This window comes from Caballeronia sordidicola (genome assembly GCF_000729995.1).
GTDB classification, from domain to species: domain Bacteria; phylum Pseudomonadota; class Gammaproteobacteria; order Burkholderiales; family Burkholderiaceae; genus Caballeronia; species Caballeronia sordidicola_A.
Map to the genome: position 1 here is coordinate 14,195 of NZ_JNFG01000044.1, position 13,327 is coordinate 27,521.

Here is a 13,327-nt window from a genome sequence, read left to right on the forward strand (position 1 = left end):
TCCTTGTTTTAGAACGCTTCCGAGAGACCGGAAATTCCGGGTCATCGCGTTTTATCTTAGGCGGCCGCTGGTGACCACGACCTGAGCGGCTGGCCCGCCCGCCTCAGCGCTCCAGAATGGCAACCACCCCTTGTCCACCCGCCGCGCAGATGGAGATGAGGCCGCGGCGGGTTCGTGTGTCGCCGGGCGCCTGAGCCAGCATCTTGGCGAGCGTCCCGACGATCCGTCCGCCCGTCGCCGCGAACGGGTGACCGGTTGCCAGCGACCCGCCATTGAGGTTCATGCGGCGGCTCTCGATTGAGCCGAGCGGGCCGTCCAGGCCGAGTTGCGTGCGGCAGTATTCCTCATCTTCCCACGCCGCGAGCGTGCACAGCACCTGCGCCGCGAATGCCTCATGGATCTCGTAGAAATCGAAATCAGCGAGCTTGAGTCCCGCGCGTTCGAGCAATCGCGGCACGGCGTAAGCGGGCGCCATCAGGAGGCCTTCTTTCTTGTCGAAGAAATCGACGGCTGCGGTTGCCGAGAGCGTGAGATAAGCGAGCACCGGCAGGTTGCGCGCGGCCGCCCATTCTTCAGACGCGAGCAACACGGCCGAGGCCCCATCGGTGAGCGGCGTGGAATTACCGGCTGTCAGCGTGCCGGCGTCGCGGTCGAAGACGGGCTTGAGCGCCGCGAGCCGTTCCGGCGTGAGATCCGGCCGCAGGATGTTGTCGCGTGAAAGGCCTTTGTACGGTGTCATCAGGTCGTTGAAAAAGCCGCGCTCGTACGCGGCCGCCAACTTTCGATGACTGTCTAGCGCAAGCTCGTCCTGCGCCTCGCGCGATATCTTCCAGCGCTTGGCCATCAGCTCGCAATGTTCGCCCATTGAAAGTCCGGTGCGAGGTTCGACGTTACGCGGCAGCATGGGCTTGAGCAACATGCCGGGCCGCAGCTTCGCCAGCGCGCTCATGCGCTGTGCCGTGGACTTGCCGCGGTTCGCTTCCAGCAGGATCTTGCGCATCCGTTCGTTCACGCCAATAGGCGCGTCGGAAGTCGTATCCACGCCGCCTGCAATGCCCACGTCGATCTGTCCGAGAGCGATCTTGTTCGCAACCAGGATCGCGGCTTCAAGGCCGGTGCCGCACGCCTGGCTCACGTCGTAGGCGGGCGTTTCCCGGGCAAGCGTGGTGGAGAGCAACGCCTCGCGCGTGAGATTGAAGTCGCGTGAATGCTTGATGACGGCACCTGCCGCGACTTCGCCGAGCCGCAGGCCGTGCAGGTCGTAGCGGTCGATCACGCCTTGCAGCGTAGACGTCAGCATGTCCTGATTCGATGCCGTCGAATACGCCGTGTTGGAGCGGGCGAACGGAATCCGGTTGCTGCCGAGGATCGCTACGCGACGTACAGCGGGAAGGGCGCTCACAGTCATGATGAGATCTCGTCGAGGGATACGGTGGGCGCTTCAGGATCGGTTTCAGCCGGCATGAATTGCTTAGAACGCCGTATGATTTTGCACAACGCGACGGCTACGTCGCAGCGCTCGTCCATGCCACGAGCCCGAATCATGGCAATTCCCACTCGAAGCGGCCGCGCAGATGCAATCGCTCACCCGCCAGATCGCGTACTTCGAAGTCGCGTCCTGTCGCCGATAAAGCCGCGGTCCACAACGTGGTTTCGGCGGGTAAAAGGATGGGTGACTTGAAGTCGCCCTGCACATTGGCGGCACCGAGTTGCTTCGACGGTTGCAGCGCCGCGAGCGTGCGCCCGAGCGTCCACATGCCATGCGCGATGGCGCGCGGAAAGCCGAACGCTTTCGCCGATAGTGCGTGCAGATGTATAGGGTTGAAATCGCCGGACGCTTTAGCATAGTCGCGGCCGAGTTGTGCGGGAAGCTGCCAGCGTGCTTCACGGACCAGCGCGGGCGGCGTGGTGTCGGCCTGAGGAACTGAATGAGCAACTGAGGCCTGAGCGCGACCCGCGACACCACGCTTCAGATACACACTGTCCGCATCCCAGACCGCCTCGCCACCACGATAGATGCGCGTATGCAGCGTGAATGCCTGGCCCTTGTCGTGAGCCACCAGCGCGCCGCTTTCCACTTCAATGCGCAATGCTTGTCCCGAGTGCAGAGTGCGCCGCAAGTGCACGCTGTTCGACACATGCACGAGACCCATCGCGGGCCATGGAAACGCCGGATCGGTGAGCAGCATCAGGTGCAGCGGGAACGCCATCACGTGAGGGAAGGTGACAGGCACGCCTTGCTCGGGGATGAAACCGCATACGCGCGCGTAGCGGCCGATTTGTTCGGGATCGAGTGCCACGCTTGGACGCACCAGGCGCAGCGGCGGTAGTTCGGCGACCCGCTCCGAGCGCTTGAAAATGCCCTGCAGCGCTCGGCCATAGAGTTTCGCGGGCGGCGGCAGGGCCTCGAGGATCACCGTGCGCATGCGCGGCGAACCTGGCGACGAACCCGACGGAAGCAGCATGCCCATGGTTATGCTCCGATCAGGCTTTGTCCGCACACGCGCACCACGTTGCCTGTGATGCCGGCGGAAGCGGGACTGGCGAGCCACGCGATTGTCTCCGCCACGTCCACGGGCTGGCCGCCCTGGCTCATCGAATTCATGCGTCGTCCGGCTTCGCGAAGTCCCAGCGGAATGCGGGCGGTCATCTGCGTTTCGATGAACCCGGGCGCCACCGCATTGATCGTGATGCCGCGTGTACGAAGCGGCTCCGCCATGCTTTGCACGCGGCCGATCACGCCGGCCTTCGAGGTCGCGTAATTGGTCTGGCCGAGATTGCCGGCGATGCCGCTGATCGACGACACCCCTATGATCCGGCCGCCTGCATGCAGCACATTCTGGTCGAGCAGCAAGTCGTCTATGCGTTCCTGCGCCGAGAGGTTCACATCGATCACGCTGTCCCACGCCGCCTCCGTCATCTTCGCGATGGTCTTGTCGCGCGTGATGCCGGCGTTGTGCACGACGATATCGATACCACCCAGCGCTAGCAGCGCGGCCGCAATGGTCTCGGGTGCGTCGGGTGCGGCGATATCCGCGACGAGCGCCGTGTGCGCCCCTTGCGACGGCCACGCATCTTCCAGCGCGAGCATGGTCTGGTCGAGCGCGTCCTGTGCCTGAGGGACATCCAGCCCGATCACGTGCGCGCCACGATCGGCCAGCACCTGCGCGATTGCTGCACCAATGCCGCGTGCCGCGCCCGTGACGAGCGCACGTTTGCCCGCGAGCGGCTGGTCCCAGTCGGCGGGTGGCGTAGACGGCGTGGCGTCGATATGCACCACTTGCCCCGACACATACGCCGAGCGCGGCGAGAGCAGAAAACGCAAGGCGCCTTCAATATCGGCGCCCGGTTCCACCTGAACCAGATTTGCAGAGATGCCGCCACGCGCTTCCTTGCCAAGCGAACGTGTCATGCCTTCCAGTGCCCGTTGCGCGGTCCACGCGCGCGGTGACGTGCACGATTGAGGCGGCAACCCAAGCACGACGATACGGCCGCTTTTCGCCACCGAGCGGATGGCATCGTGGAAGAAGCCGTAGAGCGCATGCAGTTGCGTGCTATCGGAAATACCCGTGGCATCGAAGATCAGCGCCTGCACCCGGTCGTTTGCCGGCGCGCCCGGCGCGCGCGGTTCGAAGCGTCCGCTCATCGCGCCGTGTTGCGCCACAACCGGCAACCAGCCGAGCGCACTTTCGTGGGCCACGCTCGTCATGCCGAGGGAGGTGAGGAGAGCAATCAGCGGTTCAAACAACGTAGGCGACGGCCCCGCTCCGATCGCTGCTATACCGCCGAATTCCGCGCGACCCAGCGCATGCCGCCGCAATACTTCCGGCTGAGGCAAGCCGATGGAACGCGCGACGCTCGCGCCGAACGGGGAATTGACGAAGTCGAGATAGCGATCTTTCATGCCTGCCTGAAAACGGTTTAGCGCTTATGTGAAGCGTCACGCATGGATTTCCTCGGGCTCGATCGACAGGGCTTCCTGGCGTTTCTTCAATGCATCGAGCATACCGAAATCCGCGCCAAAGTCATCTACCTTGACGACTTCCACGCCGTAACGCGCGTAGTCGGAGAGTACCTGACGTTCGGCCGTATCGATCAAACCACGCGTTTCGCAGGCCGCGGCCCAGGCATCGAGTTCGGGCAGGCTTTGCGGCATCGGCGGGATTTGCCGGGCTTTAACCGCGTCTCGCAGCTTGCTCTCGATCTGGGCGTAACGCGGACTAAGCGCGAACATCAACTCGCCGTAACCGAGCGGATCGATATGCACGGGCGGCGCGTACGAGTCCGCAATCAGACGTTCGCGGGCGTCGCCGGGCGTTGTCATCAACTCGGCGATAGCCGTCCCTAACCGATCCCCCGGCACGCGATGCGGCATGCCAAAAGGAAACGCGAGCGCGCGCACGAACCCGGCCGCGAACGGCTTCGGATAATTGGAGAGTACGCCTTCGAAGGCCGTTTGCGCTTGATGTAACGCATCTTCAACGCCCCAGCGCACGAGCGGAAGATCGGCTTCAGGGCGGCCATCGTCTTCGAAACGCTTGAGCGTGGCCGAGATCAGGTAGAGCTGCGAGAGAATATCGCCGAGTCTTGCCGACAGGCGTTCGCGTCGCTTCAGTTCGCCGCCGAGCGCGAACATCGATACATCCGCGAGCAGCGCGAATGCCGTGGCGAAGCGTGTGGCCGCGCGATAGTACGGCACAAGACGCGAGTCGGCACGGGCAGGTTTGGGGATCAGCGCGCTGCCGCCCAACGCGAACACCAAGCTGCGCACCATATTCGATGCAGTGAAATTCGCGTGACCGAAGAAGGCGCTGTCGAAATCACGCAGGCCTTTGGCGCGGTCGGCATCGCGGGTAGCGGTCATCTCTTTCAGCACATACGGATGACAGCGGATTGCGCCCTGACCAAAGATAATCAGGCTGCGCGTGAGGATGTTCGCGCCTTCCACCGTGATCGAGATGGGCACCTGTTGATAAGCGCGCGCGAGGAAATTCGATGGTCCCATGCAGATACCCTTGCCCGCGACGACGTCCATGCCGTCGTTGATCACTTTGCGTGCGCGTTCGGTGATGTGATATTTCGCGATCGCGGAAATCACCGACGGTTTCTCGCCAAGATCAACGCCTTGCGCCGACAAGCGGCGTGCCGCGTCCATCACATACAAGTTGCCGCCCATGCGTCCGAGCGCTTCCTGTACGCCTTCAAACTTGCCGATGGCTGTGCGGAACTGCCGACGCACGGCGGAATACGCACCGGTGCCGCGCACGGCCAGCTTCGCCATGCCCACGTTCGACGATGGCAACGAAATGGCGCGTCCCGCTGCGAGACATTCCATCAGCATGCGCCAGCCGTTGCCGACCTGTTCGCGTCCACCGATCACCCATTCGAGCGGGATAAATACATCCTTGCCCCAGTTCGGACCGTTCTGGAACACCGCGTTCAGGGGCCAGTGACGGCGGCCGATGTTCACGCCCGGATGCGCGGTCGGGATGAGCGCGCAAGTAATGCCCGCTTCATCGGCGGCGCCTAGCAGATGGTCGGGATCGAGTGCGCGAAACGCGAGGCCGAGCACGGTCGCGATCGGCCCGAGCGTGATGTACCGCTTATCCCAGGTCACGCGAAAGCCGAGCGTTTCGCGGCCCTCATGCAACCCCTTGCACACGATGCCCACGTCGGGAATGGCCGCCGCGTCCGATCCGGCGTAGGGACTGGTCAGCGCGAAGCAGGGGATTTCATCACCACGAGCGAGGCGCGGCAGATAGTGATTCTTCTGCGCTTCGGTGCCGTAGTGCATCAGCAATTCGGCGGGTCCGAGCGAATTGGGCACCATCACCGACACCGCTGCAGCAGAGCAGCGCGTGGCGAGTTTCATGATGACTTGTGAATGCGCGTAGGCGGAGAATTGCTTGCCGCCGTACTGCTTCGGAATGATCATGCCGAGGAAGCCCTTCGACTTGATGAACTGCCACGTTTGCGGCGACAGGTCTTGCCACACCGCCGTTGTTTCCCAGTCGTTGGCGAGGTCGCAGAGTTGCGTGCATTCCGTATCGATGAACGCACTTTCTTCTGCCGTGAGCACCGGTGCGCCGAGGGCAAGCAGCGTGTCCCACTTTGGACGTCCTGAGAACAACTCAGCATCCCACCAGACCGTGCCTGCTTCAATCGCATCGCGTTCGGTCGGCGACATCTCCGGCAGGATCTTGCGGAACAGCTCGAAGATGGGTTTGGTCAGCAGCGCGCGGCGAAGCGGCTTGATAGCAAGCACGAGCGCGGGCAGCACGAAGACGATCGCAAGCAGCGCTGTGACGACCGGTCCGGTCACCCCCGCGAACCAACCGACAGCCACCCATATCACCGTCCATGCGAGCCACGCAACTGCGGGCGCTTGCATATACAGAAGAGCGCCGCTCACGATAAACAAGGCGACCACGAAGCTGGCTGTCATGACGACCTCTCCTTATGTTGTTCGATAGTGTGCGCTGGAACGGTATGGAGGCGGTGTGCATCGGCAGCTTATTGTTCAGCACATTACATACCCGGTACGTGCGTTCTCAAGTGCGTTCTTATCTCAGGCAACGGCATGTTGTGACGCGATGTCGTGCGCTAACGGACCTATGTTCAAAGGGTCCGCCGTCAAGCTCGCTGCGCTGTTCGAGGCCGGCTCGCGCCCGGCGAACATGGAGGCGAACGGGCAGGCGCCGTTTGCGCGAGACAGGGGCGCCTTGAGTGCGGCCACCATGACGAGTGCGAGACGGCCGATCAATTGCGAGTCCTCCAGACGCTGACCCTGCGTGAAATCGGCGATCAGGCTATTGGTATCGGCTCCGGCGAGAATGCCGCTCAACGAGCCGATGCAAAAGTGCAGCCGCCAGCCAAGTTCTTCGCGAGGCAAATGCGGCAGCACAGTTTGAAACGCGCAGAAGAAGCGCTCGGCGACATCCGCATAGATTCCGCGCAGGAAGTTGCGAATGAACGGCGACGGGTCGGTGTAAGCGCGGCCGAGGAGGCGAAGCAACGCAGGGCCGCTTTTCTCGAGGCAGCGAGATTGCTCGAGCGCCGGAATGAACATCGCGCCGAGGATGTGCTCGCAGGTGAGTTGCGAACCCAGAGAGGACTGGAAGCGTTCGAGCAAGGCCAGGCGGTTCTGGTTGAGACCATCGAGGCGACGGCTGAGCATCGCGTGGACCAGCGCGTCCTTGCCGCCGAAGTGATAGTTCACGGCGGCCAGATTGGCATCGGCGCGAGCCGTGATGAGCCGCATCGACATACCTTCGTAACCGGCGTCAATGAAGAGCGCTTCGGCGGCGTCGAGGAGGCGGGTCTTGGTATCGCCGGACGCGCGTGATGAAGCGCGACTGGATGCGGTGGGGGTGGAACGGGTAGGCACTGGCGTCTCCGGAACCGCTGCGGCGGTCCACATTCTGGGAATGGTCGATGGTCGAGTAAAGCCTTTAATTAAAACGGGCGTTCTAATCAAGATAAAAAGCTTTGGCGATATCGACAAGCCATTTCATGGAGCGTGTTCTCTAAAAAGAGAACGATCGTGCAAGGGGACGGGACGCGCAGAAAAAAATGGGGACGCGAGCGCGTCCCCATCGACTAAAAATGCTTGAAGCTAACTTGTCACCCCGACATGCTTCGCGGACTCGGTCATGTCAATGCCGCGGCGTTCGCGGCTAAAGAAAATAAGCCCCGCGATCACCACGGCGACGGTGCCGCCGACCAGCGCCATGGCAAGTCCGTAGTTATTGCCGTTCTTGATAGCGATAGACGCTTGCATGGTCGCATTGACCGATGCCAGCAGATTCCCCAACTGATAGATAAGTCCAGGAAATGTGGCGCGGATCTCATCGGGCGATATCTCATTCAAGTGAACCGGGATAACGCCCCAGGCGCCCTGAACGGATATCTGCATCAGGAAAGCGCCAGCGGCCAACGCAACGGGGCCAGTCGAAAATGCCCAGAGCGGCAATACCGGCAACGCGATCAAAGCGGCAATAAAAATTGCCCAGCGGCGCCCGATTTTTTCCGACATGGACCCGAAGAACAGGCCGCCGCAGATCGCCCCGATATTCAGGACAATGGTAATGAGCGCGACCGTGTGGGGATCAAAGTGATGCTGTTCGCGCAGGAAGGTCGGATAAAGATCCTGGGTGCCGTGCGAGAAGAAGTTGAACGCGGTCATCAAGACAATGGCATAAATGGACAACTGCCAGTTCTGCTTGAGCGTCTTCAGCAAGCCGGGCCGTGGCCGCTTCTCCATGGCCTTCCACGCCGGCGATTCAGGCACGTGTGCGCGCACATATAAAACCAGCAGCGCAGGCGCCACGCCGATAAAGAACATTCCGCGCCAGCCAACATATTGATACAAGACGCCGAACACGATGGAAGCCAGCAGGTACCCGCTTGGATAACCCGCTTGCAAAAGGCCTGAGACAAAACCACGTGCTTTGGTCGGCACGGTTTCCATCGTCAGGGCCGAGCCAACGCCCCATTCACCGCCCATTGCAATGCCGAACAGCGAGCGCAACACGAGCAGCGTAAAGAGATTCGGCGAAAAGCCCGAGAGCATTTCCAGCAGCGAATAGATGGCGATATTGACCATCAGCGTCGGCCGCCGGCCGAACTTGTCGGCGAGACGACCGAAGATCAGCGCTCCAATAGGGCGCATCGCCAGCGTCAGGGTAATACCTAATGCGACCTCCGGAATCTTCGTATTGAATTCCGCGGCGATATCTTTCAATACGAAAACCATTAGAAAGAAATCGAAGGCATCGAGTGTCCAGCCTAAATAGGCCGCAATCGTCACGTTTCTTTGTTCTCGCGTCCAGCTCATTGCCGTAATCTCCCCATTCGCGTAATTGATTAATCATGACGACGTGACCGAAGCTTTCTCTGCGCCGCGCCGGATAAGGCGCTCGGCCGCTGTCGGCAGGGTGGAGTGTACGCCGCTGTTTAATTGGATGCTCGCCGCGATCCGCCAAACTGGTATTAACCCCGGTATGGTTTGATGTTTTCTGTGCAATGCATCGATCGGATAGCTTTCGAATAAATCGATGAATTAAAGAAAATGTAAGTTAATTGAATTATTTTTGTATTAAATGGATTTGAGGAAGACGGCTTGGCGCACTTCGCTCGGGGGCAAGACATCGGTTCACCTCTGGACAAGTGTGGGCGCTGGACAAAATTGATACTGGCCGCATTGAAACAAGTCCAGCCGAGCCTCCCATGTCCGCTACTCCTCGCGCCCGATGGCCCTATGTCTTCATCTCGGCTTTCCTCGGCACCGCAATCGAACAATACGATTTCCTGCTCTACGGCACGGCTTCGGCGCTTGTATTCAAAGACTTCTAGTGTCGCTATCGATAGAAAGGATAGCTTATCGAAACGGCTTTAACGATGCCGCCCATTTCAGCCGCCGTTTTCGCGCGGCCTTCGGAATGTCGCCGCGGGACTTTCGGCATGGCGACGGTGGGGCGTTGGCGCGTTCGACGAGCTAGTGCGCGCCGACCAGCGCCCGTAATCCGGGGTCACGGATCTCCAGCAAATCGAACAAGCCAAGCGCTCGTAATGCGGGTAGAGCCTCGACAATATCGTTCTCCGCCGCTGTACGCTCGTTCGCGGGCGTCAAGGGATCGGCCCAGACTCGTGCATTGGCGAGGAACGCACCGACGGTGCCTTTGCGAACGGAGACGCCGTTCAGCGTGACGTTGTTGAGGTCATCGGGAAGGATATCTGCAGCGCGCATCATGTACTCCTGGTGTGGTTGACCCCCTCGACTCTATCGAGCGGCAATCGAACGCGCTGCGGAGTAAATGCCATTCGATACGTTTTCCACGCCAACGGGACGGCTCACGAGCCATTGCAAGCCATTGCAAGCTATTAACTCCACTCCGTATCCGCATTCTCATCAGGTTCATGTAACGTCATTCCCGCCAACGGCAGCGGCAACGCCGTCTTATATCTAACTTGCTTGAGCGCGAAGCTTGAACGGATGTTCGAGATGCCCGGGATCTTCGTAAGCCGTTCAATGATGAAGCGCTGCAGCGACTGGATGTCCGGCATCATCACGCGCAGCAGATAATCCGCGTCACCGGTCATCAGGTAACACTCCATGACCTCGGGCCGCTCGCCGATCGCTTCTTCGAAACGCCGCAGCGCGTCTTCATCCTGTTTCGTCAGGCTGACATGAATGAACACATTGATCCGCAAGCCCAACGGTTCCGGGTTTAGCAGCGTGACCTGCTGTTTAAACAGCCCCAGCTTTTCGAGCGCTCGCACGCGGTTAAAACAAGGCGTCTGCGACAGGTTCACCGCCCGCGCCAGTTCCGAATTAGTGATGCGCGCATTCTGCTGCAACTGGTTCAGGATGCCGATGTCGATACGGTCCAGGCGCTTAGGCAATGTGGTCATAGCTCGAATATTCTGGAAAAGTGGACGTACACGGAATAAATACACTATCCCGGAGCCCGATTAAAAGCAAATGAGAGGCACATTCTGCGACGCAATAGTTAAGCTGTATTCATAAGCAGCGCTATTCCCCCATTCAATGCGGAGCCGTGCCATGACTGATTTATCCAGCGGAAGCGAACAGATTCTGTCGATATCCCGAGGTCGCGAAGACAGCGATCCCGAGGAAACCGCCGAATGGCTGGAGGCGCTCAATGCAGTCACGGAACACATCGGCCGCGACCGCGCGCAATACCTTTATGACCGCCTCGCGGAGCATGCGCTGTCGCTGGGAATCGAGTCATCGCGGGCGCGGGTCACGCCTTATATCAACACCATTCCAGTGGCCGAGCAGCCGCGTTATCCGGGCAATCTGGAGATAGAGGAAAAGCTTGCCGCCGCGTTGCGCTGGAATGCGCTTGCAATGGTCGTACGCGCTAACAAGGCTTACGGCGAACTGGGCGGTCATATTGCGAGCTATGCGTCCGCGGCCGATCTCTTTGAAGTGGGTTTCAACCATTTCTTCCGCGCGGCAGCGCCGGACGCCGGTGAGGGTACGGGCGGCGATCTGGTGTATTTCCAGCCGCATTCATCGCCCGGTGTTTATGCTCGCGCGTTCCTCGAAGGTTTTCTTAGCGAAGAGCACTTGCAGCACTACCGTCAGGAGATAGCGGGACCGGGGCTGTGTTCGTATCCGCATCCGTGGCTCATGCCGGACTTCTGGCAGTTTCCCACGGGCTCGATGGGCATCGGTCCGATCAACTCGATCTATCAAGCGCGCTTCATGCGCTATCTGCAAAACCGCGGCCTCGCAAAGACACAGGACCGCAAGGTGTGGGGCTTCTTCGGCGATGGCGAGATGGACGAGCCGGAGTCTATCGGCGCGTTGTCCCTGGCTGCACGCGAACAGCTCGACAACCTGGTGTTCGTCATCAACTGCAACCTGCAGCGGCTCGACGGTCCGGTGCGCAGCAACGGCCGCATTATCGACGAGCTCGAAGCACAGTTCATCGGCGCTGGCTGGAACGTGATCAAGGTCCTGTGGGGTTCAGACTGGGACGCGCTCTTCGCGCGCGACCAGACGAACGCGTTGCTGCGCGCATTCGCGCATACGGTCGACGGCCAGTTCCAGACCTTCTCGGCGAACGATGGCGGTTATAACCGCGAGCGTTTCTTCGGCCAGAATCCCGAGCTCGCCGCTTTGGCTTCGCATCTTAGCGATGAGGATATCGACGGCTTGCGCCGCGGCGGCCACGACGTGCGCAAACTTCATGCGGCTTATGCGAAGGCGCTGGCTCATCGAGGCCAGCCAACGGTGATCCTCGCCAAGACGATGAAGGGCTTTGGCATGGGCACATCGGGCCAGGGCAGGATGACCACGCACCAGCAAAAGAAGCTCGGCTTCGACGACCTCAAGGCGTTTCGCGATCGCTTTCGCTTGCCGCTGTCGGACGCGGATGTCGAAGCAGTCAAGTTCTACAAACCTGCGGAAAACAGCCCGGAGATGCAGTACTTGCACGCACGCCGCGCAGGCCTTGGAGGCTATCTGCCCAGAAGGCGGAGAGTGGCATCGAAGGGGCTGATCGTCCCTTCGATGACTACCTGGGGCCAGTTTGCAATCGACGCGGCAGGCAAGGAGATGTCGACCACCATGGCGATCGTGCGCATGTTCGGCACGCTGATGAAGGATGCAACCCTTGGTCCCCGCGTGGTGCCGGTGGTGGCAGACGAGGCGCGTACGTTCGGCATGGCGAACATGTTCCGGCAAGTCGGCATCTATTCGCCGCTCGGTCAGTTGTATGAGCCGGAGGATCTTGGCTCCATGCTCTATTACCGCGAGGACACCAAGGGGCAGATTCTTGAAGAGGGCATTTCGGAAGCGGGCGCGATGTCGTCATGGATCGCCGCAGCCACGTCGTACAGCGTGCACGATTTGCCCATGTTGCCGTTCTACATCTATTACTCAATGTTCGGCTTCCAACGCATTGGCGACATCATCTGGGCAGCGGCGGACCAGCGCGCACGCGGCTTCCTGATCGGCGCGACCGCGGGCAAGACTACTCTTGGCGGTGAAGGGCTGCAGCATCAGGATGGCAGCAGCCATCTCGTGGCATCGACGATACCGAACTGCCGTGCATACGATCCCGCGTTTGCGTATGAGGTCGCGGCTATCGTCGATGAAGGCATGCGCGAGATGGTCGAGCGCCAACGCGACGTGTTCTATTACGTCACGGTGATGAACGAGAACTACGCGCAGCCATCGGTGCCCGGCGGCGATCTCGAGACGCTGCGTGAAGGCATTCTCAAAGGCATGTATCTGCTTGCAACGGAACCGGATACGACGGCGCAGGTGCAGTTGCTCGGTGCCGGCGCGATTCTCGGCGAGGTCATCGCGGCGCAGCGGATGTTGCGCGACGAGTGGGGCATTGAAGCAGCGGTATGGAGCGTGACGAGCTTCACTGAGTTGCAGCGCGACGGCATGGCGTCTGAGCGGCTCGCACGGCTTGGCGAGACGGCCCCCGCGCCGTATGTGAGCACAATGCTTTCTGCATCGCGCGGCCCGGTGATCGCGGCAACGGACTATGTTCGTGCCGTGCCCGAACTGATCCGCGCGTATGTGCCGCGTCGCTATGTAACGCTTGGCACTGACGGCTTCGGTCGCAGCGATACCCGTCAGGCATTGCGCGAGTTTTTTGAAGTGGATCGCGCATCCATCGTGATCGCTGCGCTGAAAGCGCTGGCCGATGACGGTGAGATCGATATCGCCATAGTGCGAAAAGCGTCGCAACAGTATGGGAAGGTGGCGTCGGAGTCGGGCGCTCCCTGGCAACGGTAATGGCGACCGAAACGGCGGCTTGTTAGCCGCCGTTTTCACGCC

At 60.7% G+C, this 13,327-nt stretch carries 11 protein-coding genes; 3 read left to right on the forward strand and 8 right to left on the reverse strand.

Features of this window, described 5'->3' with window-relative positions:
* Positions 1 to 103: 103 nt before the first annotated feature.
* The 6 genes from FH08_RS0130395 to FH08_RS0130425 all read right to left on the reverse strand — a co-directional run bounded on the left by FH08_RS0130395 (position 104) and on the right by FH08_RS0130425 (position 8,836).
* The gene (locus tag FH08_RS0130395; RefSeq protein ID WP_031361973.1) at positions 104 to 1,408 is read right to left on the reverse strand and encodes an acetyl-CoA C-acetyltransferase; all 1,305 of its coding nucleotides are present in this window, start codon (positions 1,406 to 1,408) and stop codon (positions 104 to 106) included.
* A gap of 133 nt (positions 1,409 to 1,541) precedes the next feature.
* Positions 1,542 to 2,471 (reverse strand): MaoC family dehydratase, encoded by a 930-nt coding sequence (locus FH08_RS0130405; RefSeq protein ID WP_235210549.1) that lies wholly within the window; start codon positions 2,469 to 2,471, stop codon positions 1,542 to 1,544.
* Between the two features lie 2 nt (positions 2,472 to 2,473).
* Positions 2,474 to 3,904: a 3-oxoacyl-ACP reductase gene (locus FH08_RS0130410; RefSeq protein ID WP_031361975.1), complete on the reverse strand. Its 1,431-nt coding sequence runs from the start codon at positions 3,902 to 3,904 to the stop codon at positions 2,474 to 2,476.
* Positions 3,905 to 3,940: 36 nt separating this feature from the next.
* Positions 3,941 to 6,445: an acyl-CoA dehydrogenase gene (locus tag FH08_RS0130415; protein ID WP_031361976.1), complete on the reverse strand. Its 2,505-nt coding sequence runs from the start codon at positions 6,443 to 6,445 to the stop codon at positions 3,941 to 3,943.
* Positions 6,446 to 6,568: 123 nt separating this feature from the next.
* Positions 6,569 to 7,420 carry a TetR/AcrR family transcriptional regulator gene (locus tag FH08_RS0130420; RefSeq protein WP_081889624.1) on the reverse strand — a complete coding sequence of 284 codons (852 nt, stop codon included), beginning with the start codon at positions 7,418 to 7,420 and terminating at the stop codon, positions 6,569 to 6,571.
* A gap of 195 nt (positions 7,421 to 7,615) precedes the next feature.
* Positions 7,616 to 8,836, reverse strand: coding sequence for an MFS transporter (locus FH08_RS0130425; protein ID WP_031361978.1), 1,221 nt, complete (start codon positions 8,834 to 8,836; stop codon positions 7,616 to 7,618).
* A gap of 392 nt (positions 8,837 to 9,228) precedes the next feature.
* On the opposite strand from FH08_RS0130425, the gene FH08_RS54050 reads away from it, so the two are divergent.
* Both FH08_RS54050 and FH08_RS53610 read left to right on the forward strand, forming a co-directional pair.
* Positions 9,229 to 9,354 (forward strand): hypothetical protein, encoded by a 126-nt coding sequence (locus tag FH08_RS54050; protein ID WP_268810837.1) that lies wholly within the window; start codon positions 9,229 to 9,231, stop codon positions 9,352 to 9,354.
* Positions 9,354 to 9,500 carry a helix-turn-helix domain-containing protein gene (locus tag FH08_RS53610; protein ID WP_235210550.1) on the forward strand — a complete coding sequence of 49 codons (147 nt, stop codon included), beginning with the start codon at positions 9,354 to 9,356 and terminating at the stop codon, positions 9,498 to 9,500. The genes FH08_RS54050 and FH08_RS53610 overlap by 1 nt, the downstream gene beginning before the upstream one ends.
* Here the strand turns inward: FH08_RS53610 and FH08_RS0130435 are convergent.
* Both FH08_RS0130435 and FH08_RS0130440 read right to left on the reverse strand, forming a co-directional pair.
* The gene (locus FH08_RS0130435) at positions 9,497 to 9,748 is read right to left on the reverse strand and encodes a hypothetical protein (RefSeq protein ID WP_031361979.1); all 252 of its coding nucleotides are present in this window, start codon (positions 9,746 to 9,748) and stop codon (positions 9,497 to 9,499) included. The two genes, FH08_RS53610 and FH08_RS0130435, sit on opposite strands and share 4 nt — an antisense overlap.
* 134 nt (positions 9,749 to 9,882) lie before the next feature.
* The gene (locus FH08_RS0130440) at positions 9,883 to 10,413 is read right to left on the reverse strand and encodes an Lrp/AsnC family transcriptional regulator (protein ID WP_031361980.1); all 531 of its coding nucleotides are present in this window, start codon (positions 10,411 to 10,413) and stop codon (positions 9,883 to 9,885) included.
* 151 nt (positions 10,414 to 10,564) lie between these two features.
* Between FH08_RS0130440 and mdeB the strand changes: the two genes are divergently transcribed.
* Positions 10,565 to 13,285: an alpha-ketoglutarate dehydrogenase gene (gene mdeB / locus FH08_RS0130445; protein WP_031361981.1), complete on the forward strand. Its 2,721-nt coding sequence runs from the start codon at positions 10,565 to 10,567 to the stop codon at positions 13,283 to 13,285.
* Positions 13,286 to 13,327 lie beyond the last annotated feature (42 nt).